At 62.6% G+C, this 26,239-nt stretch carries 26 protein-coding genes and 2 tRNA genes; 12 read left to right on the top strand and 16 right to left on the bottom strand.

Annotated elements, in window-relative coordinates:
- Positions 1-113: 113 nt before the first annotated feature.
- The 5 genes from EOA16_RS13765 to EOA16_RS13745 all read right to left on the bottom strand — a co-directional run bounded on the left by EOA16_RS13765 (position 114) and on the right by EOA16_RS13745 (position 4,260).
- Positions 114-935 (bottom strand): PopZ family protein, encoded by an 822-nt coding sequence (locus tag EOA16_RS13765; RefSeq protein WP_127258696.1) that lies wholly within the window; start codon positions 933-935, stop codon positions 114-116.
- 214 nt (positions 936-1,149) lie between these two features.
- Entirely contained in the window at positions 1,150-2,541 is a 1,392-nt protein-coding gene (locus EOA16_RS13760; RefSeq protein WP_127258694.1) for a TolC family outer membrane protein, read from the bottom strand.
- A 182-nt stretch (positions 2,542-2,723) separates the two neighbouring features.
- Positions 2,724-3,392 (bottom strand): protein-L-isoaspartate O-methyltransferase, encoded by a 669-nt coding sequence (locus tag EOA16_RS13755; protein ID WP_127258692.1) that lies wholly within the window; start codon positions 3,390-3,392, stop codon positions 2,724-2,726.
- A gap of 90 nt (positions 3,393-3,482) precedes the next feature.
- Positions 3,483-3,556: transfer RNA gene (locus tag EOA16_RS13750), tRNA-Cys, on the bottom strand.
- Positions 3,557-4,002: 446 nt separating this feature from the next.
- Positions 4,003-4,260 (bottom strand): hypothetical protein, encoded by a 258-nt coding sequence (locus EOA16_RS13745; RefSeq protein WP_127258690.1) that lies wholly within the window; start codon positions 4,258-4,260, stop codon positions 4,003-4,005.
- 223 nt (positions 4,261-4,483) lie between these two features.
- Here EOA16_RS13745 and EOA16_RS13740 point away from each other — a divergent pair.
- Together EOA16_RS13740 and EOA16_RS13735 are read left to right on the top strand one after the other, a co-directional pair.
- Positions 4,484-4,558, top strand: a tRNA-Asn gene (locus EOA16_RS13740).
- Positions 4,559-5,207: 649 nt separating this feature from the next.
- Positions 5,208-5,453, top strand: coding sequence for a hypothetical protein (locus tag EOA16_RS13735; protein WP_127258688.1), 246 nt, complete (start codon positions 5,208-5,210; stop codon positions 5,451-5,453).
- A 382-nt stretch (positions 5,454-5,835) separates the two neighbouring features.
- Here EOA16_RS13735 and EOA16_RS13730 read toward each other — a convergent pair whose 3' ends face one another.
- From EOA16_RS13730 to EOA16_RS13715, 4 genes are all read right to left on the bottom strand, one after another.
- The gene (locus EOA16_RS13730; protein WP_127258686.1) at positions 5,836-6,081 is read right to left on the bottom strand and encodes a hypothetical protein; all 246 of its coding nucleotides are present in this window, start codon (positions 6,079-6,081) and stop codon (positions 5,836-5,838) included.
- A gap of 207 nt (positions 6,082-6,288) precedes the next feature.
- Complete coding sequence (locus tag EOA16_RS13725) at positions 6,289-6,588, bottom strand: DUF982 domain-containing protein (protein ID WP_127258684.1); 300 nt, start codon at positions 6,586-6,588, stop codon at positions 6,289-6,291.
- A gap of 43 nt (positions 6,589-6,631) precedes the next feature.
- The gene (locus EOA16_RS13720; RefSeq protein WP_127258682.1) at positions 6,632-7,087 is read right to left on the bottom strand and encodes a hypothetical protein; all 456 of its coding nucleotides are present in this window, start codon (positions 7,085-7,087) and stop codon (positions 6,632-6,634) included.
- A gap of 69 nt (positions 7,088-7,156) precedes the next feature.
- The gene (locus EOA16_RS13715; RefSeq protein ID WP_127258831.1) at positions 7,157-7,645 is read right to left on the bottom strand and encodes an Hsp20 family protein; all 489 of its coding nucleotides are present in this window, start codon (positions 7,643-7,645) and stop codon (positions 7,157-7,159) included.
- Positions 7,646-7,876: 231 nt separating this feature from the next.
- Here EOA16_RS13715 and EOA16_RS13710 point away from each other — a divergent pair, with 231 nt between their 5' ends.
- The 3 genes from EOA16_RS13710 to EOA16_RS13700 all read left to right on the top strand — a co-directional run bounded on the left by EOA16_RS13710 (position 7,877) and on the right by EOA16_RS13700 (position 9,659).
- Entirely contained in the window at positions 7,877-8,308 is a 432-nt protein-coding gene (locus EOA16_RS13710; RefSeq protein ID WP_127258680.1) for a cupin domain-containing protein, read from the top strand.
- 98 nt (positions 8,309-8,406) lie between these two features.
- Complete coding sequence (locus EOA16_RS13705) at positions 8,407-9,165, top strand: copper homeostasis protein CutC (protein WP_245455919.1); 759 nt, start codon at positions 8,407-8,409, stop codon at positions 9,163-9,165.
- A complete protein-coding gene (locus tag EOA16_RS13700; protein WP_127258678.1) occupies positions 9,162-9,659 on the top strand; it encodes a GNAT family N-acetyltransferase in 498 nt (165 codons plus the stop codon). The genes EOA16_RS13705 and EOA16_RS13700 overlap by 4 nt, the downstream gene beginning before the upstream one ends.
- 32 nt (positions 9,660-9,691) lie before the next feature.
- On the opposite strand, the gene EOA16_RS13695 is transcribed toward EOA16_RS13700, so the two are convergent.
- The 4 genes from EOA16_RS13695 to EOA16_RS13680 all read right to left on the bottom strand — a co-directional run bounded on the left by EOA16_RS13695 (position 9,692) and on the right by EOA16_RS13680 (position 14,876).
- Positions 9,692-10,714, bottom strand: a complete 1,023-nt coding sequence (locus tag EOA16_RS13695) for an acyltransferase (RefSeq protein WP_127258676.1) — start codon at positions 10,712-10,714, stop codon at positions 9,692-9,694.
- Between the two features lie 271 nt (positions 10,715-10,985).
- Positions 10,986-11,783 carry a xanthine dehydrogenase family protein subunit M gene (locus EOA16_RS13690; protein WP_127258674.1) on the bottom strand — a complete coding sequence of 266 codons (798 nt, stop codon included), beginning with the start codon at positions 11,781-11,783 and terminating at the stop codon, positions 10,986-10,988.
- Between the two features lie 116 nt (positions 11,784-11,899).
- The gene (locus tag EOA16_RS13685; protein ID WP_127258672.1) at positions 11,900-14,248 is read right to left on the bottom strand and encodes a xanthine dehydrogenase family protein molybdopterin-binding subunit; all 2,349 of its coding nucleotides are present in this window, start codon (positions 14,246-14,248) and stop codon (positions 11,900-11,902) included.
- Between the two features lie 130 nt (positions 14,249-14,378).
- Positions 14,379-14,876, bottom strand: coding sequence for a (2Fe-2S)-binding protein (locus tag EOA16_RS13680; protein WP_027039068.1), 498 nt, complete (start codon positions 14,874-14,876; stop codon positions 14,379-14,381).
- A 263-nt stretch (positions 14,877-15,139) separates the two neighbouring features.
- Between EOA16_RS13680 and EOA16_RS13675 the strand changes: the two genes are divergently transcribed.
- Positions 15,140-16,324: an FIST signal transduction protein gene (locus EOA16_RS13675; RefSeq protein WP_245455918.1), complete on the top strand. Its 1,185-nt coding sequence runs from the start codon at positions 15,140-15,142 to the stop codon at positions 16,322-16,324.
- Positions 16,325-16,339: 15 nt separating this feature from the next.
- The gene (locus EOA16_RS13670; RefSeq protein WP_127258669.1) at positions 16,340-17,680 is read left to right on the top strand and encodes a hybrid sensor histidine kinase/response regulator; all 1,341 of its coding nucleotides are present in this window, start codon (positions 16,340-16,342) and stop codon (positions 17,678-17,680) included.
- 221 nt (positions 17,681-17,901) lie between these two features.
- On the opposite strand, the gene EOA16_RS13665 is transcribed toward EOA16_RS13670, so the two are convergent.
- Entirely contained in the window at positions 17,902-18,324 is a 423-nt protein-coding gene (locus EOA16_RS13665; RefSeq protein WP_127258667.1) for an SRPBCC family protein, read from the bottom strand.
- A gap of 660 nt (positions 18,325-18,984) precedes the next feature.
- Positions 18,985-19,668, bottom strand: a complete 684-nt coding sequence (locus EOA16_RS13660) for a response regulator transcription factor (protein WP_027039066.1) — start codon at positions 19,666-19,668, stop codon at positions 18,985-18,987.
- Between the two features lie 175 nt (positions 19,669-19,843).
- On the opposite strand from EOA16_RS13660, the gene EOA16_RS13655 reads away from it, so the two are divergent.
- The 3 genes from EOA16_RS13655 (at position 19,844) to EOA16_RS13645 (ending at position 22,349) form a co-directional block, all read left to right on the top strand.
- On the top strand, positions 19,844-20,539 hold the full coding sequence (locus tag EOA16_RS13655) for a fumarylacetoacetate hydrolase family protein (RefSeq protein ID WP_127258665.1): 696 nt from the start codon (positions 19,844-19,846) through the stop codon (positions 20,537-20,539).
- Positions 20,540-20,543: 4 nt separating this feature from the next.
- Positions 20,544-21,194 carry a maleylacetoacetate isomerase gene (gene maiA / locus EOA16_RS13650; protein WP_127258663.1) on the top strand — a complete coding sequence of 217 codons (651 nt, stop codon included), beginning with the start codon at positions 20,544-20,546 and terminating at the stop codon, positions 21,192-21,194.
- Between the two features lie 114 nt (positions 21,195-21,308).
- Complete coding sequence (locus EOA16_RS13645) at positions 21,309-22,349, top strand: zinc-dependent alcohol dehydrogenase family protein (RefSeq protein ID WP_127258661.1); 1,041 nt, start codon at positions 21,309-21,311, stop codon at positions 22,347-22,349.
- 18 nt (positions 22,350-22,367) lie between these two features.
- Here EOA16_RS13645 and EOA16_RS13640 read toward each other — a convergent pair whose 3' ends face one another.
- Positions 22,368-23,258, bottom strand: a complete 891-nt coding sequence (locus EOA16_RS13640) for a DMT family transporter (RefSeq protein ID WP_127258660.1) — start codon at positions 23,256-23,258, stop codon at positions 22,368-22,370.
- A 104-nt stretch (positions 23,259-23,362) separates the two neighbouring features.
- On the opposite strand from EOA16_RS13640, the gene EOA16_RS13635 reads away from it, so the two are divergent.
- Together EOA16_RS13635 and cml are read left to right on the top strand one after the other, a co-directional pair.
- Positions 23,363-24,766: a PLP-dependent aminotransferase family protein gene (locus EOA16_RS13635; protein WP_127258658.1), complete on the top strand. Its 1,404-nt coding sequence runs from the start codon at positions 23,363-23,365 to the stop codon at positions 24,764-24,766.
- A 234-nt stretch (positions 24,767-25,000) separates the two neighbouring features.
- Positions 25,001-26,197, top strand: a complete 1,197-nt coding sequence (gene cml, locus EOA16_RS13630; protein WP_127258656.1) for a CmlA/FloR family chloramphenicol efflux MFS transporter — start codon at positions 25,001-25,003, stop codon at positions 26,195-26,197.
- Positions 26,198-26,239: the final 42 nt, after the last annotated feature.

Below are 26,239 nucleotides of genomic sequence, written 5' to 3'. Positions count from 1 at the left end.
GCGACCTTGGTCATTTCAACGGAAAGCGATCCGTCGTCCTGCCAACAAACGACTTCACCAAAAGAAACGGCGCCACGAAGGCGCCGTTTCTCCTGGGCGATGGGTATGGAGAACTACTGCGCCCCGCGCGCCACGCGCTCGATCTCCTCGCGCACCAGTCTTTCGACCAGTGTCGGCAGATTGTTGTCGAGCCAATCCTGCAGCATCGGCCGCAGCATCTCTTCGGCCATCTCGTCGAATGTCTTCTTGCTGCGGCTGGCAAACGCGTCGGAAAGCTCGCCAAAGGCGGCGGCGACCTGCCGGCCGGTGTGCTCGGAAACGATCGCCGGACGCGGCGCGTCGCTGGCCGCCACCGGCCGCACCACGCTTGCATCCGGACGAGGCGGCTCGACGACCGGTTCCGCGGCCGGCTCGTCCCCGAGATTGTCCACCGGCGGCTGGGCAACCGCCTTGGGGGCCTCGCCCCTGTCCGGCACCGCCGCCCTCGCCTGCTCGCCAACCGCGGCGATCTCGCGCCGCCAGTCGGCGACGTCGGCAGCAGGAACAGGACGCGATGCTGGTGCGTCGACCGCAGCCGGCTCGGCTGCAACGCGGGCGCTGACCTCGGCGAGTGTCATCGATGGCCTTGCCGAGGCGGGATCGGGGCGTACCGGCGTTTCCATGCGCGCAATCACCGGCTCGGCCGCCGGCAACTGTGCCTGGACTTCCGCCAGCGTGACCGGCTTCCTGACCTCGGGGGCAGCATGCAGGTCGGCACGGAATGCTTCCACATCGGGGGTCGCATAGGCGCTCGACGCGCGCTCCAGATCCTGGCTGAGCTCATCGGCGTCGCCCGGCTGCTTGCGGCCGCCGTCGCTGTCCTCAATGATCCGCCTGATGGAAGCCAGTATCTCTTCCATGGAAGGTTCGCGCTGTGCGCTGCTTGCCGTTGCCATCGTCACATCCGCCGCCCTTGTGACCCCTGTTGGGTTTTCCGCTCCGGCAGAGCCGGATCGAATCATGGCGACAGCGTAACCGACGGATCGCCGCACGAGAATCCCCAATCTGGGGACTTGTGGGATTTCAACAGATTAGCGCGATCTGAACTCGAGAGCCGCAGTGCGAAAGATCCTGCTCAAACGAGCAACACGGCCAGTCCTGGCCGACGCCTCAGCGGCCGTCCGGCGTGCGCAGGCCGTACCACTTGTCCTTGACCGCGTTGTAGTGCTCTTCGGGCTTGTATTTCGCTACCTGCAAGCCAAGGCGGTCGACGGACAGACGGCCGGTCGCCTGCAGGATGGCGTAGCTCGCCACCACCACATCATGTTCGTAACCGGCCTGGTTGATCTGGGCGGTGATGACCGTCGCCTGCGCGTTGAGGACGTCGAGCGTGGTGCGCTGACCGACATTGCGCTCTTCGATGACACCGTTCAGTGCCAGCTTCGCGGCCTCGATCACCTGCCTGTTGGCCGTCAGCTGCTGCTGCGCGGCGGTATACTCGGTCCAGGCGGCGGTGACGGCCTGGCGCACCTGGTCGCGGCTGACGTCGACCTGGATGCGGGCCTGGCTGAGCGATTCCTTGTCCTGGCGCACGATCGCCGAGGTGCGGCCACCCGAATAGATCGGGATGGTCAGCGTTGCCCCGACACTGGCCGAATTGGTCGTGCCATCCTGCGAACCGACGCCCGGCAAAGGCGAGGTATTGCGATAGGCGCTCGAAACGCCGGCGGAAGCCGACAGCTGCGGCAGCAGCGCGCCTTCGGCCGACTTCACCGAAAACGCCGCGGCGTCGACCAGATGCTGCGTGGCAAGGATGGCCGGATGCTCGTTCGAGGCCACCCCGACAGCGGCGGCGAGGCTCGACGGCAACAGCTTTGCCACCGGCGAAGCGCCTTTGAGCTTGCCCGGCTCGTCACCAACGATCTGGCGATATAGCGCCGCACTTGCCAGCGCCTGCGCCCGGGCAGCACTCAGCGACGCCACGGCGGCGGCGCGTGAAGCGTCGGCCTGGGCGACATCAGTGCGCGTGCCTTCGCCAACTTCGAAACGCGAACGCGCCGCGCGCGCCGTTTCGGTCAGGAACTGCAGGTTCTGCTCGGTCAGCACAGCGACCTGGCGGTCGCGAATCACGTTCATGTAGGCTTGGGCCGCACTGAACAGGATGCCCTCTTCGGTGTTGCGCAGGCTTTCGACGGAAGCGCGGACCTGCGCTTCGGCGGCAGCAACGTTGTTCCTGGTCTGAAAGCCATCGAACAGCATCTGGTTTATCTGGACACCAAAATTACCGGTGGTCAGCCGCACGCTTGAGTTGGTGCCGTTGAGATGGCTGCTCGAATAATCAATATCCGCCGAGCCGGTGACAATCGGGCGGTAGCCCGACTTGGCGATGGCGACACCCTCGTCGGTGACGCGAACGCCCGCGCGGGATGCATTCAGCGAAGAATTGTACTGATAGGCCTTTGCGAGCGCGCCGGAGATGCTTTCGGCCGAAGCGGCCAATGGGGACAGCATGGTCGCCGAAACGAGGACGGCGGTGAAAAGTGACTTGCGTAAAGACGGCACGGTTAAACCCTCATTCGTTTTCCATGGGAACCGCGCCGCGCCTGCTTCTCTCATTGATCAGCCGGCGCCGCGTGTTCGATGTTCCCTGCTGCTCACCCCCAAAGTGCCCCCAGTTTGGCATCAGCAGCGATCGTTCAAATGCAAGCGACCATGACAAAGCCTCTCCTGCAAGGCCAAATCATTCAGAATTCGAATGCACGAATGCGTTCAAACCCCGGTAGTGGCTTAATTGCCGCATTAAATGCACGTCTTCCGGTTACAACCCCCCCGGCCTTGAAAAAGAGACGAGCCACGCCGGAATTGCCCTGCCCTTCGACGGCGACAAGGCGGCCGCCTTCGGCGAGCTGGTCCAGCAGCGTCACCGGCACTTCCGCGACGCTGCCGCCGACAAAGATGACATCATAAGGCGCCTGGGCGGCATGCCCCTGCGGCAATGCGCCCTGAACGACGGTCACATTGCCGCAGCCCAGCGACGAAAGCGTCGACCTGGCGGTTTCCGCCAGCGCCGAATCACTTTCAAGCGCCACCACGGACCCGGCGAGCCGCGACAGGATGGCCGAGGCGTAGCCCGTTCCGCAGCCGACATCCAGCGCCGAATCGGTCGGGTTGATCTCGGCCAGTTGGATAAGCTTGGCCAACGGCGACGCTTCCATCAGGTAGCGCGCGCCGTCCGCGCCGGCGGCAATGCGAATGTCCTCGTCGATATAGGCGAGATCGCGCTGGGCGGCGCCGACAAACATCTCTCTTGGGACGACAAGCATTGCATCGAGCAGCGGGGCGCTGGTCACATCGGTGGTGCGGACCTGGCCGTCGACCATCTTGACGCGTAGTTCGGAGAAATCAGCGCTCATGTCCCAACCAGTCCGCTTGCCGCGCCAGAACCGCGGTCCATTGTGTCAGGAACTTCAGGCCCCTGCGCTGCCGCGCGGGGGCCCGGGCATTGGAGGCCTCGCCCGGAATCGAACCGGGGTGCAAGGATTTGCAGTCCTCTGCGTAACCACTCCGCCACGAGGCCTCATTGCTCCCGGCGTTCCACCCGGTTCCAATAGGTTGCGGCGAAAATGCCGTCAAGCGGCCACCGTGCATTCCGAACGGTTTCCTCGCGTCAGTCCGGACGGCATCCGGCGAATCAGCGGACCGGCCTGACCGCTCCATTAGCGGACAATCAAAGGTAGCCCGCCGGGAGAAGAAACTCATCGGCGGCCCCTGCGTTGGACATGGCAGGAGGAAGACCCATGCGCCGGACAATGGCAGCAAACACGAGTGCCTCGTCCGCCTGTCCCTGCCACAATGCGGAGAGCTTCTGCACTCCGCCATCGACGCCTGTCGATCGAAGGCGCGGGCAGCCTGTCGCCGCACGACAGGGCAAGGCTTGCCTCAGCCGCAGCGATTCTCAAGCAGGCCCGTGAGGCTCTGGAAGAGCACGCCGCCCGCCGAAACGCCACCTTGCGCTCTCGGTGGTCAATCGGGCCGGCGACGCCGTTCCCACCAGACGACAAAGCGGCGCCGGTGACGGCGAACCATGGCGAACTCATAGGACAGCACCAGCAATCCGAGCGGAACCATCCAGAAGCCGAGGATCGGCAGGAAACCGAGGATGCCGCCGATTGTCAGCAGGACACCGATGGTGATTCTGAGCCAGCGCGAGCGCGGCATCTTGAACTCACGCCCGAAAACCGAGATTTTCCGCGCCGGCATCTGGTTGTCTTGTGCTGTCATCGTCTCGAAAAACTGACCCGTTTGATTGTTCGCAAGCATACTGGAACCAAAGCCGCCGCCGCGCTTTCGGTTCCATACGCCTGCCAAGACGGCTAATATGAGGGCATCCGTCAGCGATTGCGAGAAACGCCTGCGCGAAAAAGCCTCGGAAAAATGTGAAAAGCTCCTTTGCAAAGCCGAAAAGGGCAGCTATAGGCTGCGCCACTCACATAAGAGCCCCCGTTCCCCGGTAGCTCAGTGGTAGAGCAACCGGCTGTTAACCGGTTGGTCGCTGGTTCGAATCCGGCCCGGGGAGCCAATTTCTGCTCATAACCAATTGAAATTGCCAGGAATCGCCACACGACTTGCGGGCTTTCCTAACCATTTTCCCATTCTGGCGCCGCGCAACGTGGGCCTTGCCGTCTTTATCGGCATTCATTGAAATTAGCTCGCAGCCACTATCGCAGTAGCCGCGCTGCTCCAGCGAATCGAGGATCTGGAATTAAGTCCGGCCAGCCATACCAGGTGATTGGCGCCTTGCTTCGGCAGTGCGGCCTGCATGAAACGGCCGAAGGCACTCGCGCACTCGATTACTTTTCGCGGATGTCTCTCAGTTCCAAGGGCTTGTAGAAGCGTTTGATGTTGCAATGGCCGCATCGGATGCGTGCCACCTGCCCCGCATTATGGGCATGCATTAACGTCCAAGGGCGCCCCCTTCTTGTCGCCGTTCGGATTGGGTGCCGGTGCCTCTCGCACGTCTCGCGGCGGCGGGTCGACATGTTCAAGCTCTGGCGGGGCTTCCTTGTCCCGACGTCGGATAGGTACCTTCTCCGGTTCGGGCTTCGATGGCGGTTCTTTGATCTTGCTCGGCATAATCGAGTTAACCGCACTGCTGGTCCCTTGTTCCCGTGGCAAGCCGAAAACCTGAATGCGTGGGGAACCGGGAACATCGAAGAGCGTTTTATCGCATGCTCAAGAAGATCGCCCTCGCCGCCGTGCTGGTTCAGGTTGCCGCGTTTTCGGCTCTCATCACTCAGACGGTGCTCTTCGCGTCCACGGCCACACAGGCCGCCAACGCGCAGCCCGATGACGCAGTCGCTGTCACCGCCGAGAAGGAACGGGACAAGCCGGCGCAGCCTGGTGCCGACCAATGCCCAACGCGGGTTGTGGCGAGCAAGGTTTTCACGAGGAACGTAATTACGGCGCAACGATAGTTCGCCGTCGATGCCGCCTATCCGTCGATCTCCCCAATTTAAGTCAGGGCAATGTGCTTGAAAGCGCAATGATTCCTGCTACTTGCGGCGTCGGGCGAGTGCGTTTGGGTTGGGCAAGAATTGGTAATAATCTCATCGAATATAGAATGCCTGCGCTGTCACGGCAGCGGCAGGGTTTTCGACTGCTCCAAATGGCATGCCTCAAACGGGCACTGCTGCCCGCAGGGAACCCATCGCGGTGGCTGCCCCGGAAAGACGAGCGCCTGCACGGAATGCGACGGCTTGGGGACGATGGCGGAGCCTCCGCTTAGAGCCGTGGCGTAATCTACGAGAGCGGCACATGCCGCCGATGGCGGCGCGGACGCGCCCGAACGAGAATATCTTACTCAGTTGGTGTTTCTGCGGGTGGCGGGGTCAAAACCGTGATGTCCATCCTGGCGATCTTGGATGCCGCGCGGCCTTGCGCACCGGCGTCCATATCGCCGCCTGCGGCAACCATGATTTTGGCCAGATGTCCCACGGCGTCCGCGCTGCGGCCCGGCGAAAATCCTTCGCCGGTTTGCGGCTTCCCCACTGCCGTTTGTTTTTCCGGCACATGCGCGTGTTGACTTACAATCACAAAAACCATTGAACCTCCTATGGTGACGCTTCGAACATTATATTAGCGTTGACTGTTGCGAGGCTGACCTTGCCAGCCCAAAACCCACACTCGGAGGGCTCGAACAAACGACCGAGCCCCGCCAAAGGTGAGCTGGTAGGGCAGCTCACCTTGTAGCGATGCGAAAACGGCAGCCATGCAGCCGGGCCACTCCGATAGCGCCGCCCCTCATCAAGGCTAAGCGGTTACCCCACCGTGACCTGACTTTGTGCCGTCCATCCAAGGGAATTGAGCAAGCGGGTCCTGCAAGATTCTGACGGATCTTGCGAAGCCGGCCACCGCATCGCGCGCCACCGTCATCGGAACCTGGCCGTTGTAAGCACGCTGGCAGGCTCGAAAGGCCGTTTCGAAAATCGGACCCCGCCTTTCCCTTGGCCACTCGTCGAAGAAGTCGAAGGCGTCGTCGAGGCACCCTATTTCTTGAATGAACTCGCCATTCTTAACCAGGACCGGTCGGTCGAACGTCCTGTCGCTCATGTAATCCTCCATTCTGCACGGTGGGTTGTTGCTGGTTCGGTCATCATGCGATTGCATGCTCCGGTTCGGCCAATATGCCGCCACCTCCACGCCCGGGCGGCACCGTTGCAAAGGCCGGGATTGGCGGCGGATCATCGTCGTCATCTCGCCAGGGGTGCCGCATCCAACCGAGGCGGCTCTTCCTGCGGCGCCGGTCGAAAGACAGGCTGACGGTGCCCGGCACCTTTGAAATACGCGATTCCCGCCCGGATTCGTCCAGGAAGCGGAGGGCGCGAAGTATCTCGCTGACTTCCACGATCGCGCCGTTGTCCAATTGCCGCAACGCGGGATTGTCAGGAACCGCATGAATGTCGGAAGCCCAGAAAGCGAGCAAAGCCCGCTTTGCGCCGACCGTCATCGTCTCCTCGCTCAGAACATCATCCGGTGTCCGCAACCCAGCGGGTTCCGCGGCAGAATTTTTCGGTTCGGGTTGGTGAAAACTGTGAGCTTCGGTTCTCATCTCCATTCTCCGCGATCTGTGCCTCCCGGCAGAACCGGGAGGCGGACCGTAGATTTAGGTTTCAGGGAATCAGGCGACCTCGCGTTGAGGCTCCGCATGCCAATCGACCGACTGCTTCTTGTCGGATTGCTCGAGCGAAACCGCTTTGGCTTCGGACCCTATCTCTATGCGCCGAGGCTTGAGTTCCTCGGGCACTTCGCGGATCAGGTCCACCGACAGCAAGCCATTCTCGAGGTTGGCCACCTTGACCTTTACGTGGTCGGCAAGTTTGAACACCTGCTTGAAGTTGCCCGTCGCCAAGCCGCGATGAAGGACCTCCCGATTTTCCTGATCGGGTTTCCTTTGGCCGATGACAGACAATTCGGGGCCGTTCTGCATGAGTTCGACCTCATCGAGCGCGAAGCCGGCGATAGCCATCGTAATGCGATAGTCGTTCTCGCCAATCTTCTCGATATTGTAGGGAGGCCAGTCAGAGCGCACGCTTTTTTCGAGCATATCGAAGAGACGGTCGAAGCCGACCGTCGTGCGGTAAAGAGGGGTATAATCAGAGCTTCTCATAGCCATATCCTCCGTGAGCAACATGGGTTACGAGGCCGTCGCAGCGTCGCCGCGACGCCAATATGTCGAGCCGAAGCCTCGACGGAAAACGATCTGGTAATCGTGTTTTTTTCCGTCAAGAGGGACGTCTAAATTTTTTTGGCCGGCAGGCAGATCCAGCGAGCTTGCCAAGGCGCTGCCTTGCGTGCTGGTGGCCACTGCGCGATGTTGACGCTAGGGGTGGAGCGAATCATGCGAAAAATTTTGACGTCCGGACTGCTGCTGGCGGCGGCCTTTTCCGCGAACCCGGTCCACGCGCTGGACAGCAGCGGCACGCCTGTCGTCGTGACCCCTCTTGCGTCGCGCACGACGACCGCGTCCGGCCAGCCGATCACGCTGCCGCAGAAGAACGTGCAGGTGCTGGTCTCGACCTACGACATCGCGCCGGGCGCGACCTTGCCTGTCCACAGGCACCCCTTTCCGCGCTATGCCTATGTCCAGGCCGGCACGCTGAAGGTCACCAATGTGGAGACCGGCAACAGCAACACCTACAAGGCTGGCGATTTCATCATCGAAATGATCGGCCAGTGGCATCAGGCCACCAATATCGGTGATATCGAGGTGAAGCTCCTGGTGATCGATCAGGTCGAGCAAGGCGCCAAGAATACGGAATTGCGTCAATAACCGCCAAGTCTGTGCCCGAAGGTGGAAGGCTGTTCGCGCTTTCGCAGCAACCGGCCCGGTGGTAGGGCTGGCTGAGAAACCATGGACTGGATCGCCCCTTGACCAAAGCTCTCCGCCTGCCGCTGATCGAAATCTGTGTCGAAGGCATTGACGGCCTTCTCGCGGCGCAAGCCGCCGGCGCCGACCGGGTCGAACTATGCGCCAGCCTTATCGAAGGCGGCATCACGCCGAGTCTCGGCACGGTCCGCGCCGCCATCGAGCAGGCAAGCGTGCCGTTTCACGTCATGGTGCGGCCGCGCGGCGGCGATTTTCTCTACAGTGAGACGGAATACGCCTCGATGCTGGCCGATGTCTCGGCACTGCGCGAACTCGGCGTGCCCGGCGTGGTGTTTGGCTGCCTGAACGCCGATGGCACCATGGACGAGGCGCGCATGAGCGAACTGACGCAGGCGGCTGGCCCCTTGAATGTCACCTGCCATCGCGCCTTCGACATGACGCGCGACCCGGCCGAGGCGCTCGAATCGCTGATCCGCAGCAAGGTCGGCCGCGTGCTGACCAGCGGCCAGCGTGACACTGCCATCGAAGGCTTGCCGCTGTTGGCGGATCTGGTGCGGCAGGCCGGCGACCGCATCGTCATCCTCGGCTGCGGCGGCCTGGATTTGCACAACATCGCCGAAGTGCGCAGCAAAACCGGCCTGTCCGAAATGCATTTTGCCGCCCTCAAGGATGTGCCGAGTGCCATGGACTACCGCAATCCCCATGTCGGCATGGGTGGCTCCGATCTCGATCGCGAGTACCGCAACACGCTCACCGACACACCGCTGGTGGCGGCAACGATCGCGGCAGCCAAGGCATGATCTCGACCCCTGCCCCGATAGCCCGTGTATCGGCCGCAGACGAAGCGGCGATCCTGGCGCTCAACAACGAGCATGCCGCAGAACTGTCGTGGCTGGAGGCTGAGCGGCTGTCCTTCCTGCTTGGCGAAGCGTTTTACACCAGGCGCATCGGCGATCTCGAAGCCTTCATCATGACCTTCGACCAGGACGCCCACTACGACAGCCCGAATTTCCTGTGGTTCCGCGAGCGCTATGAGCGCTTCGTCTATGTCGACCGGGTGGTCGTGGCGGCACGTGCGCGCGGCCGAGGCCATGCCCGCCAGCTTTATGAGGACCTGTTCGACCATGTCGCGCGCGCCGGCCACACGCTGGTCACCTGCGAGGTCAACACCGACCCGCCAAACCCCGCCTCGGATGCCTTTCACGCAGCCCTTGGCTTCACTGAGGCCGGCGATGCCGTCATCCATGGCGGCAAGAAAGCGGTGCGCTATTACGTCAGGTCATCGCAGGCATAGAAGGCGAGCGCCGCAAGACCGCCCTCTATTCATCACCAGTTGCGGTTGAGCCATTCGCGCGCCGGGCGCTCGATGAGGTAATAGCTGCACAGCGCGCAGACGAAGACGCCGGCGAGCATCGGGATCGGCGCGCTGCCTTGCTCATAGACGAATTTGTAAAACGGCTGTTGCCACAGATAGAGCGAATACGACCACAGCCCCAGCGTCGCCATCGGCCAGGAGGACAGCAATCCGGAAAAATACCGCGGGCTGAAATCGAGTGCGTTGACGGCCAGAGCCAGCAGCGGCACCGCGAAGAGATAGTGGATCGGCGTCGACACCTGATCCAGGAACAGGACAACGGCACAGAACGTTGCCACCAGGGCTACATGCTTGCCTCTCAAAAACGCCGGCAGCCTCCCATCGGCCTTGAGCAGGCAGATCGAAGCCGACAGCAGGATCGACGCGATGTGCACGTCGGTGCGCCAATAGGTGGTTTCGTAGTCCATCCCGAAGACCCAGTACGAAACCGCGCCGTTGGCCATGGCCAGCAAGGCCAGCGCCAGGAGCAGCACGACCACGCGAGAGCGGCTTGAGACGATGACGCTGATCAGCGCCAGGATGATGTAGGCGTGCTCCTCGATGCAGAGCGACCAGATATGGTCGAGCGCCCCCGCCCGCGTCACGAGAATGCCGGCATAATTGTAGGTGAATGTCAGCGCCGTCAGCGCCGCCTTCCATTTGAAGGCGATGAATGTGCCGGACAGCGCAATCATCGCGACGACTACGAATACCAGAAGAGCCGGATAGATGCGGGAGAAGCGGCGTTTGAAGAATTTTTTCAGCGGGTAGCGTTCGATGAACAGGATCTCGCCCATCAGCCGGCCGCTGAGCACGAAGAAGAATTCGACGCCCAGCACGCCAAGATTGATTCCGGGGACGGGAAAGAAATGGCCGATCAGCACCAGCGCGATCGAAAGCCCGCGCCAGCCGTCGAGATAGGCCAGTCTTGTTCTGGTTGATCTGATGGCGGCGGATCGGGACGGAACGACATGCGTCGCGGAAATGTCGGTCATGCCGATCCTCTCGCAATAGGTATGCGAAGGGTACGACGGTATATTCCGAACCCAGCTCGCATTCCCGCCCCAAATCCATATTGCAGTGCAATATGGATTTGTGCAAGTGCGAGGTTGCCGCCGGTGCGGTTCCAGGAAAGCAACGCCCGGATCTGCTTCAAACAAAGGATTGGCGCGCGGCGGCGATTCCATCAGGAACCGGACAATTGCGGGTTTCCGCACACGAAAAGGGGCCGCATTGGCCCCTTCTCCCTGTCCACAACTGAGCGTATCAGGCGTTGGCGGCAGCCACCGCGCGCTTGGCCATCACCGCGATCAGATTGGCGCGGTAATCGGCCGAGGCGTGGATGTCGGTCATCAAATTCTTGGCCGGCACTTTCACGCCGTCGAGTGCCGAGGTCGTGAAATTCCCGGCCAATGCTGCTTCGATCTCCTTCGAACGAAAAACGCCGTCGTCGCCGGCGCCGGTGACGGCGACGCTGACGCCATCCTTGCCCTTGGCCACGAACACACCGACGATGGCGTAGCGCGATGCCGGATTGCGGAATTTCTCATAGGCCGCCTTGGCCGGCGCGGTGAAGGTGACGGCGGTGACGATCTCGCCATCCTTCAACGACGTTTCGAACAGGCCCTTGAAGAACTTGTCGGCAGCGATCTCGCGCTTGTTGGTGATGATGGTGGCGCCCAACGCCAGCAGCGCCGCCGGATAATCGGCCGCCGGGTCGTTGTTGGCGATCGAACCGCCGATCGTCCCCTTGTGGCGCACCGCCGGATCACCGATCAGCGATGCCAGATGGGAAAGCGCCGGACAGGCCTTCTTCAGCTTCTCGTCATTGGCAACAGCGTGATGCGTGGTGGCGGCGCCGATGGTGACGGTCTTACCCGACACCCTGACACCCTGCAGCTCCGTGATCCGCGACAGGTCGACCAGGTCGGACGGCGCGGCAAGCCGCGTCTTCATCGCCGGGATCAGCGTCATACCGCCCGAAAGCAGCTTGGCGTCGCCGGTCTTGATCAGCTTGGCGGCATCGGCGACCGAGGCGGCGCGGTGATAGTTGACTGCGTACATCTGTCTTTCTCCCCTGGGTGAAAGAGCGAATAGAGAGTAGCGAATAGCGAATAGGATCTGTCCCGTCGCACCGCCTTCTCTGCCCTATTCGCTACTCCCTATTCGCTATTCGCTTTTCAGTGTTTCGTCGCGCGGATCGCGGCCCACACGGTGGACGGCGACGCCGGCATGGCGAGATCGTTGCTGCCTATGGCGTCGGTGATGGCGTTGATCACCGCCGGCGGCGAGCCGATGGCGCCAGCCTCGCCACAGCCCTTGATCCCCAACGGATTGCCCGGGCATGGCGTATTCGAGGTCGAAATCTTGAACGACGGCAGATCACCGGCGCGCGGCATGGTGTAATCCATGTAGCTCGCGGTCAAAAGCTGGCCACTATTGTCATAGTAGGCGCCTTCGAGCAGCGCCTGACCGATGCCTTGCGCCAGCCCGCCATGTACCTGGCCCTCGACGATCATCGGGTTGATGATGTTGCCGAAATCGTCGGCAGCGACGAACTGGACGATCTCGGTGACGCCTGTTTCCGGGTCGACCTCGACCTCGCAGATGTAGCAGCCCGCCGGAAAGGTGAAGTTCGACGGATCGTAGAACGCCGTCTCCTTCAATCCCGGCTCCATGCCGCCCGGCAGGTTGTGGGCGGTGTAGGCGGCGAGCGCCATCTGGAACCACGGCACGTTCTTGTCGGTGCCGGCGACCTTCAGCGCGCCGTTCTCGATGATGATGTCGCCTTCGTCGGCCTCGAGCAGGTGTGCCGCGATCTTCTTGGCCTTGGCCTCGACCTTGTCGAGCGCCTTGACGATGGCCGACATGCCGACCGCACCCGAGCGCGAGCCGTAGGTGCCCATGCCCATCTGCACCTTGTCGGTGTCGCCATGGACGATCGAGACGGAATCGAGCGGAACGCCGAAGCGCTCGTTGACCAGTTGCGCGAAGGTCGTCTCATGACCCTGGCCGTGGCTGTGCGAGCCGGTAAGCACCTCGATCGTGCCGACGGCATTGACGCGTACCTCGGCACTTTCCCAAAGGCCGACGCCCGCTCCAAGGCTGCCGACCGCCGCGGACGGCGCGATGCCGCAGGCCTCGATGTAGCAGCTCATGCCGATGCCGCGCAGCAGCCCCTTCTTGGCGGCGGCGGCTTTGCGCTTGGCAAAGCCGGCATAGTCCGACGCCTTCATCGCCGCGTCGAGCGAAGCCGCATAATCGCCGGCGTCATAGCACATGATGACCGGCGTCTGGTGCGGGAACGAGGTGACGAAGTTCTTGCGGCGCAACTCGGCGGGCGAGACGCCGAACTGGCGCGCGGCGGTCTCCATCATGCGTTCCATGACGAAGGTCGCTTCCGGCCGCCCTGCCCCGCGATAGGCATCGACGGGCGCGGTGTTGGTGTAGATCGCCTTCACATTAGCGTGGATGGCCGGGATGTTGTACTGGCCCGACAGCAGCGTCGCATAAAGATAGGTCGGCGTCGCCGATGAGAACAGCGACATGTAGGCGCCGAGATTGGCTTGGGTTTCCACTTTCAGGCCGAGGATCCTGTGGTCCTTGTCGAAAGCCATTTCAGCATGGGTGTGATGGTCGCGCCCATGCGCGTCGGTCAGAAAACTCTCGGTCCGGTCGGCCACCCATTTGACCGGCACGCCGGTCTTCTTCGACGCCCACAGGCAGACGATCTCTTCGGGATAGATGTAGATCTTCGAGCCGAAGCCGCCGCCGACATCGGGCGCAATTACGCGCAGCTTGTTTTCCGGCGCGACGTTGTAGAAGGCGCTCATCACCAGCCGCGCCACATGCGGGTTCTGCGAGGTCGTCCAGCAGGTGTAGTGATCCTCGGCCTTGTCGTAGTGGCCAAGGGCCGCGCGCGGCTCCATGGCGTTGGGCACCAGCCGGTTGTTGATGATGTCCATCTTGACGACATGGGCTGCCTTGTTGAAGGCGGCGGCCGTATCGTCGGCATTGCCGATGTCCCAGTCGAAGATCAGATTGTTGTCGGCTTCCGGGTGGACCTGCGGAGCGCCCTTGTCCATCGCCTTGGAGGCATCGACGACGGCCTTCAGCTCCTTGTAGGTGATCTCGACCGCCTCGGCGGCATCGCGAGCCTGGCCCTTGGTCTCGGCCACGACGATGACGACGGCATCGCCGACATAACGGACCCGGTCGAAAGCGAGTGGCGACCACGCCCCCATCTTCATCGGCGAGCCATCCTTGGAGTGGATCATCCAGCCGCAGATGAGGTTGCCGATGCCATCGGCCTTGAGTTCCTTGCCGGTCAGCACGCCGATCACGCCGGGCATGCCTTGGGCCTTCTTCACATCGATCTTCTTGATCTGCGCATGCGCGTGCGGACTGCGCACGAAGGCGGCGTGCTTCATGCCGGGAACCACCATGTCGTCGACATAACGGCCGGCACCCGTGATGAATCGTTTGTCTTCCTTGCGCGCGACCCGAGCGCCAACACCTTCAATGCCCATCAGAAATCCCTCCCGAAATGCTGAAATAGCGAATAGTGAGTAGCGAATAGGGAGCAGTGAAGATCGAGAGCCGCGTTCAGTCAGTGGAATACTGACTATTCGCTACTCCCTATTCGCTACTCACTTCATCTCACGCAGCCTGTTTCGCCTTACCCTTCGACCCCTTCATCGTCTTCGATGCGGCGAGGATCGCCTTGACGATGTTGTGGTAGCCGGTGCAGCGACAGATGTTGCCGTCGAGCTCGGCACGCACCGTGGCCTCGTCGAGCCCTTCGGGGTGGCGGCTGATCATGTCGGTCGCCGTCATGATCATGCCCGGCGTGCAGAAGCCGCACTGCAGCCCGTGATGTTCCTTGAAGGCGGCCTGCACCGGATGCAGGTCGGCGCCATTGGCCAGGCCCTCGATCGTCAACACGGTCGAGCCGGAGGCCTGCACCGCGAGCATCGTACAGGATTTGACCGCCTTGCCGTCGACGTGGACGACGCAGGCACCGCATTGCGAGGTGTCGCAACCGACATGCGTGCCGGTAAGACCGAGATTTTCCCGCAGGAAGTGAACCAGAAGTGTTCGGTCCTCGGCAGCGCCGCTGACCCGCTTTCCGTTCACCATCAACGAAACGTCCGACATGGTCCCTCCCTGGGTATCAACCTTGGTCATCACGTTGCCAACGCGACGTTGGCGCATCGGCCATGCGTTATTGGTACACCGCACATCGGACAAAAAACAGCACGTCGCAAACGCGGCACATTGTACTTTCGGTCATGGCCGCGCCCAAGCATGCGGTGCCGGTGGCCCCATTGCCAAACCGCCGATTGAAGGCAACAATGTCGGTCGACGCCCGCGCACCAGAAGCATGTAAAAACAGCCGCACAAAAAAAGCGTCGGAGGAAATGCGGAGAACATCGCTGGCCAATTCACGGACGCGCTATGCATGCGGCCTGTCGGCGCTCACCACGGACGAGCCCGACATGGAGGCGTTTGCCAAGGCGATCGCGCTGGAAGCAGCCGCCATCGACGCAGGCTTTGCCCTGCTGTTCTTTTCCCAGAGCCTGGTCGAAGCCAGCGCCCTTTCCCAGGCGCTCATGACCCACGCGCCGGCGCTCCACCACGCAGGTTGCTCGACTGCCGGCGAGATCACGCCGCAAGGTCTCGAGGACGGTCATGTGCTGGCCATGCTGCTTCCGTCCACCGCCTTCACCGCCGTTAGCGTGATGGTCGAAAATCTGTCCTCGTCGGGTATGGACAGGATCACCGGCGAGGTAGAGACCCTGCGGCGATCGCTGCGCGCGCACCTCGGTTGCGATCGGACCAAAGGCACTTTCGCGCTCTGCTTCATCGACGGGCTCTCCTATGCCGAGGAAGCGGTGAGTTCAGCCATCCACTGGGGCCTCGACGACATACCGCTGCTTGGCGGCTCCGCCGGCGACGATCTGAAATTCGAGACGACGCGCCTGATCTCGAACGGCAAGGTCACCTCCGACAGCGCCATCATCGTGCTGATATCGACCGAAATTCCCTTCCATGTCTTCAAGACCGACAATTTCGTTCCCACCGATGAAAAACTGGTGGTGACGGCTTCCGATCCCGATCACCGCATCGTGCGCGAGTTCAACGCCACCAATGCGGCGCAGGAGTATGCCGCGTCCGTCGGCATCGTCGCGCAGATGCTGACGCCACTGACCTTCGCCTCGCATCCCGTGGTGGTGAAGGTGGGCGGCCAATATTATTGCCGGTCGATCCAGAAGATGCATGCCGACGGCTCGCTGTCGTTCTTCTGCGCCATAGACGATGGCGTCGTGCTGTCGATCGCCCAACCAAAGGACATGGTCGAATCGACGCGCGCCGCCCTGCGCGACGTCGAGGAGAGGCTTGGCGGCATCGACATGATCCTGGGCTTCGACTGCGTGCTGCGCCGGCTGGACGCGCGCAATCGGCAGGTGTTTCGCGACATCTCGGAACTCTACCGGGTCAACAATGTCATCGGCTTCGGCACCTATGGCGAACAGTACCGGTCGATGCATCTGAATCAGACTTTTACCGGCATCGCCTTCGGCGAGCGCCAGGCGGCGGAATAGGACGGCGGAACAAAGATGCCGCTGAGGGACATAAACGATCTTGAAAAGCTGAAGAAGATCAACGCGGCACTGGTCAGCCGCGTCGAGCGCTCTATGGACCAGCAAGGCAACGCCTTTTCGCTGTTTCAGACCGCGATCTCGCTGGAAAACCGGGTGCGCACCCGCACCGAGGAACTGCACTCGACCTTGCGCCGGCTGGAGCAGTCGAACATCGACCTCAGCGCCGCCAAGGAAAACGCCGAACTGGCGAACCTGTCAAAAACCCGTTTCCTCGCCGCAGCCAGCCACGACGTGCTGCAGCCGCTGAACGCGGCCCATCTCTCGATTTCGGCGCTCGCCGAAGTTCAGACCAGCGACGAGGGCAAGAAACTGGTGCGGCAGGTCGAGCGCTCGCTGGAGACGATGGAGGATCTGCTGCGAACCCTGCTCGACATCTCCAAGCTCGATGCCGGCGTGGTGCAGCCCGACATAAGCGACGTCAGCCTGGAGGCGCTGTTCTCGTCGCTCCGCTCGGATTTCCTGCCGGTGGCGGAGATGAAAGGCCTGTCGCTGAAATTCCGGCCGGTCAATGCGGTGGTCCGCTCCGACCGCACACTGCTGCGCCGCATCCTGCAGAACATTCTCTCCAACGCGCTGGGCTATACCCGCTCGGGCGGCGTGCTTGTCGGTACCAGGCATCGCGGCGACACCATCCGCATCGACGTCGCCGATACGGGCTGCGGCATTCCCGACGACCAGCGCGAGGCGGTGTTCGAGGAATTCCACCGCGGCACCTCGCCGGCCAATGCCGAACTGGACGGCGGCGGTCTCGGGCTCGGGCTGGCCATCGTGCGCCGCATGGCCAGCGCGCTCGGCCATCCCGTGACATTTTCATCGAAGGTCGGGCGCGGCACGATCTTCCACATCGACGTTCCCGTCGGCATCGGCGCCCCGGCCGACGCCATCGCCAGCCTTGCCGACATGGAACGGCCACGCGGCTACGGCCTGTTCGGCACCAAGGTGCTGCTGGTCGAGAACGATGTCGAGGTGCTGCAGGCCATGACCTTCCTGCTCGAACGCTGGCAATGCCTGGTGCGGGCCGCGACCTCGACCGACGATGCGCTCGACATGCTCGGCGACACCGACTGGGTGCCCGACATCGTCATTGCCGACCAGCATCTCGACGGCGGCGATCTCGGCACCACGACCATCGCCGAAGTCCGCGACTATCTCGGCCGCGCCGTGCCGGCGCTGATCGTCACCGCCGACAGTTCCGAAGCCGTCGCCAAGGCGGCCCGCGCCGGCGGCATAGAACTGATGCGCAAGCCGCTAAAGCCGGCACAATTGCGGGCGCTGCTGGCGCATCTGCTGGCTTAGAGCCCCCTCACGCGCTATTTCGATCGTCTTGAAAGAGCGCGTTCTCCCGCAAATAAGTCTGTGGATATTCCTGATGTGACGGCTTGGTGTCGTATCTGCCAAGTGAAGGAGGAATATCTGTAATATATTGGATCGGGGGATTTCATGAACCGCTTGCTTCTTGGCGCGGATTTTCTTGCCGCTGGTGTATTCGGCGCAGATACATCTTTCATATCTTATGTTCAATGAGCTTTGAGCACCTGGGCGAGGTTCGCAATCATTTTCTCCCAAAGCTGTTGCGCGTCAGGCGGTCCGGCGCCGCTTGCCTGGAAATCCAAGTGAGAGCCTGACGCCCTGGGTGTGACCGTTACATCGATCTGCGCCAGACCGGCGAAGTGTTGGGGCACTGCCAACGTGAACGACAGGCGTGTTGGCGCCTCGCAAATCGCGTACCGACCATCATGCGTGATGATCTCACTACTCTCGTGTTCGACAATTGAAAAAGCGCCTCCCGCCCGAGGGTCGGTTTGTGCTTCGAGCGTATTCGTCGGCGATTTGAACAGCCAGCGCTCCATCATCGACGGATCTACCCACGCGGCAAATACCGCTTGGGGATCTGCGTCGAGATTGAGCGCAACCTTGGCTTTGACCTCCGCTGTCGACATTTTACAGCCTTCTCTAGAGTCTTAGAAAGCCCGGGCTTCGGGATTTGTTCCCCTGCGGGAACGCCTGACAGTGGGCCGCTTAAGGAACCATGTCCACAGGGTCCGCATTTGATGGACGGGGAAGATATCTCAATATAAGCAACTAGTTACGAGCAATATAAGCAACTAGTTACGAGGTGGTGTGTGCAAAAATCGCACACGAAAGGTCTGCTTCCCTTCTTTTTTCGTTCCCACGACGGGGCCGCCGACAGTCCTATCGGGACGCTCTTCTGCCGACGATATTGACCCGTTCCACCGCAGACGTTCGCTGCGGTACCCGTACCCCTTGTTGTCCAAAACGGCGTACTGGAAGCTTTTCGAACTTTCTGTTCGGTCGAACTGGCTCTCTTCAAAGCGACGCGCGTTCCAGGTTTGTGATCGGTGAAAGCAACAGGATCGCTGCTCATCACGGATAGCGTTGCGGGATACCGGCGATATTGTCGGCCATTCGGAGCTTCCGTGCTGTTTTGGGCGACCGCAGCGGTCAAGCGGCGGTGCCCGAGCACGTTGGCGTAAGGACGAGGGAATTACGGTGACAGTGCACTTTTTGCCCCATTCGCTCGATCATCGTTGAGCGTGGCGCCTGCGGAGTTACCCTCCCGTCGATGGGGAGGGTAAAACTCAAAACCCCGCCTGATCGCGAAACAGTTCCGCATTGTCCAGCTTCGAAACCTCGATCACCGCCTGCGTGCGGCTGTACACATTGAGCTTGCGCAGTATCTCCGAGACATGCGCCTTCACGGTGGTCTCTCCCACCTGCAGCTCGTAGGCGATCTGCTTGTTGAGCAGGCCCTGGCGCAGCATCTGCAGCACGCGCAGCTGTTGCGGCGTCAGCGTCGACAGGCGCTGCACCATGTCGGCGCGGTCGACGCTTTCGGCGTCCGGTGTGCGGCCCTCGTAGGTTTCCGGCACATAGATCGCGCCTTCCATCACCGAGCGTATGGCGGCGGCGAGGTCGCTCTTGCGCGCCGATTTCGGGATGAAGCCGGCAGCGCCATAGGACAGCGCCTCGGAAATGATCTTCGGCTCCTCATAGCCAGAGACGATCACCACGGGCAGGCGCGGATAGCGGGTCCGGAGTTGCAGCAGGCCGTCAAAACCGTGCACGTCGGGCATCGAGAGGTCGAGCAGCGCGAGGTCGAACGGCTTGGCATCGGCCAGAAGATCGAGCGCCTCGGTGATCGAGCGCGCCTCCACCGTGTCGACTTCCGGATAGGCCATCTGCACGGCGCTGTGCAGCGCCTCGCGAAACAGCGGATGGTCGTCGATGATCAGGAACCGGGCGCGATCGTGGGTTGCGGTCATGGGGTTCATTTCAGTTCGTGAGCGATTAGAATAACCTCGTCACCATGGTCAGATTATTGCCAAATAGTATATCGCCACCTCCGGCGGAAAGTGCCGCAGGCACTTTCTCGACCAAATCGCCTTGCCCGGGCGCCTAAATCGGTCGAATGTTCCGGCAACCAAGCAGAGACCCTTGATGACAGACTTCGTCCTTCCCCTGCCCGCAATCCCGTCTGTGGCCGTTGCGGACTCGTCCGAGCGTTTCGCGGTGCGCCGCATCTTCTGTGTCGGCCGCAACTACGCCGCGCATGCCCGCGAATTCGGCAATGACGAGCGCGATCCGCCCTTCTTCTTCACCAAGCCGGCCGACGCGGTGGTCGATTCCGGCACCGCTATCCCCTACCCGCCGCTGACGGCCAATCTGCACCACGAGATCGAACTGGTGGCTGCGATCGGCAAAGCCGGCTTCCGCATTCCCCGCGACAAGGCGCTGGACCATGTCTGGGGCTATGGCGTCGGCATCGACTTCACCCGCCGCGACCTGCAGGATGAGGCCAAGAAGGCCGCCCGACCCTGGGACTGGTCGAAGGCCTTCGACCGCTCCGCCCCTTGCGGCCCGCTGGTGCAAGCGCAGGATTCCGGCCACCCACAGAAGGGCCGCATCTGGCTCGCCGTCAACGGCAAGGTCAGGCAGGATGCCGACCTCGCCGAGCTGATCTGGCCGATATCGGACATCGTGTCGATCTGCAGCGAGGCGATGGAGCTGGAGCCGGGCGACCTGATCTTCACCGGCACGCCGGCAGGCGTCGGCGCGGTTGGCCCCGGCGACACGATGACCGGCGGCGTCGACGGCATCGGCACGATCGAAGTGACCATCGGCCAACCGAAGTGAGCGCATGAGCGAACTCGTCCTGCACAACTACTATCGCTCCTCCACCTCCTACCGGGTGCGGATCGCGCTGGAGATGAAGGGGCTGAGCTACGACTACGTCCCGCATCATTTGCGCCATGGCGAGCATCTGGAGCCCGCCTATCTCGCGGTCAATCCGCAAGGGCTGGTGCCGGCGCTGATCCTCGGCGATGGCACGCTGCTGACGCAATCGCTGGCGGTCATCGAATTCCTCGACGAGAGCAGCCCGGAACCACCGCTGCTGCCGAAGGGCCCGGCCGGACGGGCACGGGTCAGAATGCTGGCGCAGATGATCGCCTGCGACATCCACCCGGTGAACAATCTGCGCGTGCTGACCTCGCTGCGCACCCTGTTCGGCGCCGGCGACGAGGACGTCGTCAACTGGTTCCGCCACTGGGTGAACGAGGGTTTTCAGCCGCTTGAGAAGATCCTGGCCTCGTCGGCGGAGACCGGAACATTCTGCCATGGCGACGCGCCGGGTCTGGCTGACATCTGCCTCGCCGCACAGATTGCCAGCAATGCCCGCTTTGGCGTCGATCTGACGCCCTACCCGACGATCGCGCGCATCAACGCCGCCTGCATGGCGCTGCCGGCCTTCCAGAAAGCCGCACCCCAGAACCAGATCGATGCCGAGTAGGCTTCATCGGCCCACGCGTGGCGTCGGCGCCGGAGATCTGGCGGAATCGATTTCCGCTTGGCCGGACAGGGAATCGGCTATCGTTTCCCCAGCTGCAGCAGTGTGGAGTGACCGATGAAAGCCGTCGTCTTCGAAAAATTCGGCGAAGCGCCGACGATCCAGACCGTTCCCGATCCGAAGCCGGCCGCCGATGGCGTCGTCATCAAGGTCGAGGCGACCGGCCTGTGCCGCAGCGACTGGCATGGCTGGATGGGTCATGACGACGGCATCACGCTGCCGCATGTGCCGGGCCATGAACTTGCCGGCATCGTCGTCGCCGCAGGCAAGCAAGTTACACGCTGGAAGGCCGGCGAGCGCGTCACCGTGCCGTTCGCCGTCGGCTGCGGCCGCTGCTTCGAGTGCAATTCGGGCAATCACCAGGTCTGCGAGCACCAGACCCAGCCTGGCTTCACCGGCTGGGGTTCGTTCGCCGAATATGTCGCCATCGAACACGCCGACACCAACTTGGTGCGCTTGCCCGACGAGATGGAATTCGCCACCGCCGCCAGCCTCGGCTGCCGCTTCGTCACCTCGTTTCGCGCCATTGTCGACCAGGGCCGGGTGACGCCGGGCGAATGGGTCGCGGTCCATGGCTGCGGCGGCGTCGGCCTGTCGGCGATCATGATCGCCAGCGCCATGGGCGCCAATGTCATCGCCATCGATCTCACCGACGAGAAACTGGATTTCGCCAAAAAGATCGGCGCCGTCGCCACCATCAATGCATCTACGACGCCGAACGTGGTCAAGGCGGTCAAGCAGATCACCAATGGCGGCGCGCACATGTCGATGGACGCGCTCGGCCACCCTACCACCTCGTTCAATTCGATATCCAATCTGCGCCGGCGCGGCCGCCATGTCCAGGTCGGTCTGATGCTGGGCGAGCATGCCCGGCCGCAAGTGCCGATGGACAAGGTGATCGCCTTCGAACTCGAAATCCTCGGCAGCCACGGCATGCAGGCCTACCGCTACCAGGCGATGATGGACATGATCCGCAACGGCAAGCTGAAGCCCGAGCTGCTGGTCGGCAAGAGGATCAGCCTCGACGAGGCGCCCGCGGCCCTGATGGCGATGGGCGGCTTCGAGGGCATTGGTATTGGGGTGGTCACGAAGTTTTAGGCGAGGACGGCACCGTCGTCAGGCGATCGCGCGTCGTGGCAATTCCTGCTTCGCGAAGCGCTTGGCGCCGACGACGCAAAGCACCACGCCAAGCGTGACGACGACCATCAGCGAACTGACCTGCTCGTGCAGCAGCGTCGCCGCCAGCGCGAGACCGAAGAAGGGCTGCAGCAGCTGCAACTGTCCGACGGCGGCGATGCCGCCTTGCGCCAGGCCGCGATACCAGAACACGAAGCCGATCAGCATGCTGAACAGCGAGACATAGGCAAGCCCGATCCACGCACTGACGCCGACGCCGTCGAACGACGGCGGCATGGTCATCAGCGTCAGCACCAGCATGATCGGCAGCGACAGCACCAGCGCCCAGCAGATCACCTGCCAGCCGCCGAGCCTGCGCGACAACGCGGCGCCCTCGGCGTAGCCCAGACCGCAGGCGATGATGGCGGCAAGCATCAGGCCATCGCCGACCGGCGAGGCCGTCACGCCCTGCGTCAGGGCAAAACCCGCGACAAGCGCACTGCCGATGCATGAAAACAGCCAGAAGGCCGGGCGCGGACGGTCGCCGCCGCGCAGCACGCCGAAGATTGCGGTTGCCAGCGGCAGCAGGCCGACGAAGATGATGGAATGGGCCGTGGTGACGTGCTTCAGCGCCAGAGCGGTCAGCAAGGGAAAGCCGACAACCACGCCAAGGGCGACGATCACCAGCGACAGCAGATCGCCGCGCTCCGGACGTTTCTGCCGGAACAGGAGCAGCAGCGCCAAGCCAAGCAGTCCGGCAATCGCCGCCCGGGCCGAGGTCAGGAATGTCGGATCGAAATCCCTGACCGCCACGCGCGTTGCCGGCAGCGAGCCGCTGAAGATCAACACGCCGATGAATCCATTCATCCAGCCGCTCGCGGTCTTGTCCATCGTATGCTCCGTTTGTCGGCTCCGTATCGCGCGGAGCCGGTAGTATCGCCAGAGACAATGCGGTACAATTATGCAAAACTGTCATGGTCAGCAGAGCAGTACGGATGGACAAACAGACCACAGGAAGCGAGAGCAGCGGTACGCTGGTCGAAGGCGTCATGGCGACGATCCGCCAGCGGATCGCAGCGCGCAGCCTCACGCCGGGAGCGCAATTGCCGTCCATCCGCGCCTTTGCCAGATCCATGCGGGTGTCCAAATCCACCGTGGTCGAAGCTTATGAACGGCTTGCAGCCGAAGGCGCGATCCGCTCGCGGCCGGGCTCTGGCTTCTATGCCGCAGGATCGCTTGCGCCGCTGTCGCTGGCCGAGATTGGTCCCCGCCTCGACCGCGCGGTCGATCCACTCTGGATCTCGCGCCAGTCGCTGGAGGCCGGCGACGACATGCTGAAACCCGGCTGCGGCTGGCTGCCGGCCTCGTGGATGCCGCAGGCAGGCCTGCGCCGGGCACTGCGCACGGTGGCGCGTGCCGACGATGTCGCACTGGCCGATTACGGCACGCCGCTCGGCCTGCCGCCGCTGCGGCAATTGCTGGCGCGGCGCATGGCCGGGTACGGGATCGAAGCCTCGCCGGAGCAGATCATGCTGACGGAGTCGGGCACGCAGGCCATCGACCTTTTGTGCCGGTTCCTGATCGAACCCGGCGATACGGTGCTGGTCGATGACCCCTGCTATTTCAATTTTCATGCTCTGCTGCGCGCCCACAGGGCCAAGGTCGTCGGCGTCCCCTACACGCCGTCGGGGCCGGATATCGAGCTGTTCGCGCAGGCGCTCACCGAGCACCGGCCACGCCTCTACATCACCAATTCCGCCATCCACAACCCGACCGGCGCGGTGCTGTCGCCGGTCACCGCACACCGGCTGCTCAAGCTCGCCGACCAGTCGAATCTGACCATCGTCGAGGACGATATCTTCGCCGATTTCGAACATGCGCCGGCCCCAAGGCTCGCGGCCTTCGATGGTCTCAGCCGCGTTGTCCACATCGGCAGCTTCTCCAAGACGCTTTCGGCGTCGGTTCGCTGCGGCTTCATCGCCGCACCGCGCGACTGGATCGAGCCGCTGACCGACCTCAAGATCGCCACGACCTTCGGCGGCGGCCGGCTGGGGGCCGAACTGGTGCTGACGCTGCTCAAGGACGGCAGCTACCGCAAGCATATGGATTTGCTGCGGACCAGGCTTGCGCGCGCCATGGGCGAGACGAGCGCCCGCCTGAAGGCGATCGGCGTCACGCCCTGGATCGACCAGCCGGCCGGCCTGTTCCTGTGGTGCAGCCTGCCGGATGGCGTCGATGCGGCCGAAGTGGCCCGCCGCGCTCTGGCCGACAACATCGTGCTGGCGCCCGGCAACGCTTTCAGCCTGTCCGGATCGGCCAGCCGCTTCCTGCGCTTCAACGTTGCCCAATGCGCGGACGAGCGGATTTTCAAGGTGATCGAGGCGGCGATGGCGCGTTGACGCGACCAAGTTGATCCTGTTGCCTGGGCAATCTGTGGCTGCTAGTGAACGGCCAGCGCACTCGAGAGAATGTCCGCGCCATCATTTTTCCGGGATAGCGGTTATGGGAACCAGCAAGTCAGCAGACAAGTAAGCCGCAACAGCCCTTCGTTGTTGCGGCGGCCCGTCATTTCCCATCTTCAGTGAGAACGGCAGATCGCCGCCAAATGTACCCATTTGAGCGGACGTTTAATCATGCCTTGTCCAAAAAATCCGACATGGACCACTTCCCTGCCAGCAGCCATGGTGCTGATGGCGCCCTTCGATATCCTGGCCTCGCTGGCCATGGATATCTACCTCCCGATCGTCCCCGCGATGCCGGGAATCCTCAAGACATCGCCTGATGTCATCCAGCTGACGCTGAGCCTGTACATGATCTGCCTTGGACTTGGTCAGATCGTTTTCGGTCCGATTTCCGACAGGATCGGCAGACGTCCGGTGCTGATTGGCGGCGCGCTGCTGTTCGCAGGCGCTTCCTTCCTGCTCGCCGGCACCTCGCTGGCTACTGTCTTCGTTGTCCTGCGCATCGTGCAGGCCATCGGTGCATCCGCCGTTCTCGTTGCGACCTTTGCAACGGTTCGCGACGTCTATGCGCAGAGGCCTGAAAGCGCCGTCATCTACGGCCTGTTCAGCTCGATGCTGGCCTTCGTGCCTGCGCTGGGGCCGATTGCCGGTGCATTGATTGCCGACAATCTCGGCTGGCGCGCGATCTTCCTGACGCTCGGCGGTCTGGCCACGGCCGCCATATCAAACGCATGGCCGCAATGGCATGAAACACGCCCTTCGAATGGCGACGGCAGGCGCATGGCGTTTCGCCCCATTCTCTCCAGCTTAGCCTTCTGGACCTATACGCTCGGCTTCAGCGCCGCCATGGGCGCCTTCTTCGTGTTCTTTTCGACAGCGCCACGGGTGCTCATGGATCGCGCCGGCTTTTCACAACTCGGTTTCAGCCTTGCCTTTGCCACCGCGGCACTGGTGATGATCGTGACCACCCGCTTCGCCAAAAAACTCATTGCACACTGCGGCATCGCGGGCAGCGTCGTGCGCGGCATGGCGATGTTGCTGCTCGGCGCGGCACTGCTGGCATTCGGACAGATATTCGCGGCACCGTCCTTCGTGACATTCGTCGGCCCGATGTGGGTCATCGCCGTGGGCATCGTCTTCACTGTTTCGGTCACCGCGAACGGTGCACTCGAGGCTTTCGGCGATGTCGCGGGAACCGCCGTCGCGCTCTACTTCTGCATCCAGAGCCTTGTCGTCGGCATCCTCGGCACGCTGTTCGTCATCCTGCTCGGCGGAGACACGGCGTGGCCATTGGTGGGCTACTGTTCGGTCATGGCGACGCTCACACTAAGTGCGCTGAGGCATTTGCGGAAACGCCAAACCGAATAGGCGGGACGGATGGGAAGCCTGGGCCGCCGGCCGGGGCTTCCC

It is taken from the genome of Mesorhizobium sp. M7A.F.Ca.US.008.03.1.1, from assembly GCF_003997495.1.
In the GTDB taxonomy this organism is placed as follows: Bacteria; Pseudomonadota; Alphaproteobacteria; order Rhizobiales; family Rhizobiaceae; genus Mesorhizobium.
This window is presented reverse-complemented; position numbering and strand designations above follow the sequence as displayed.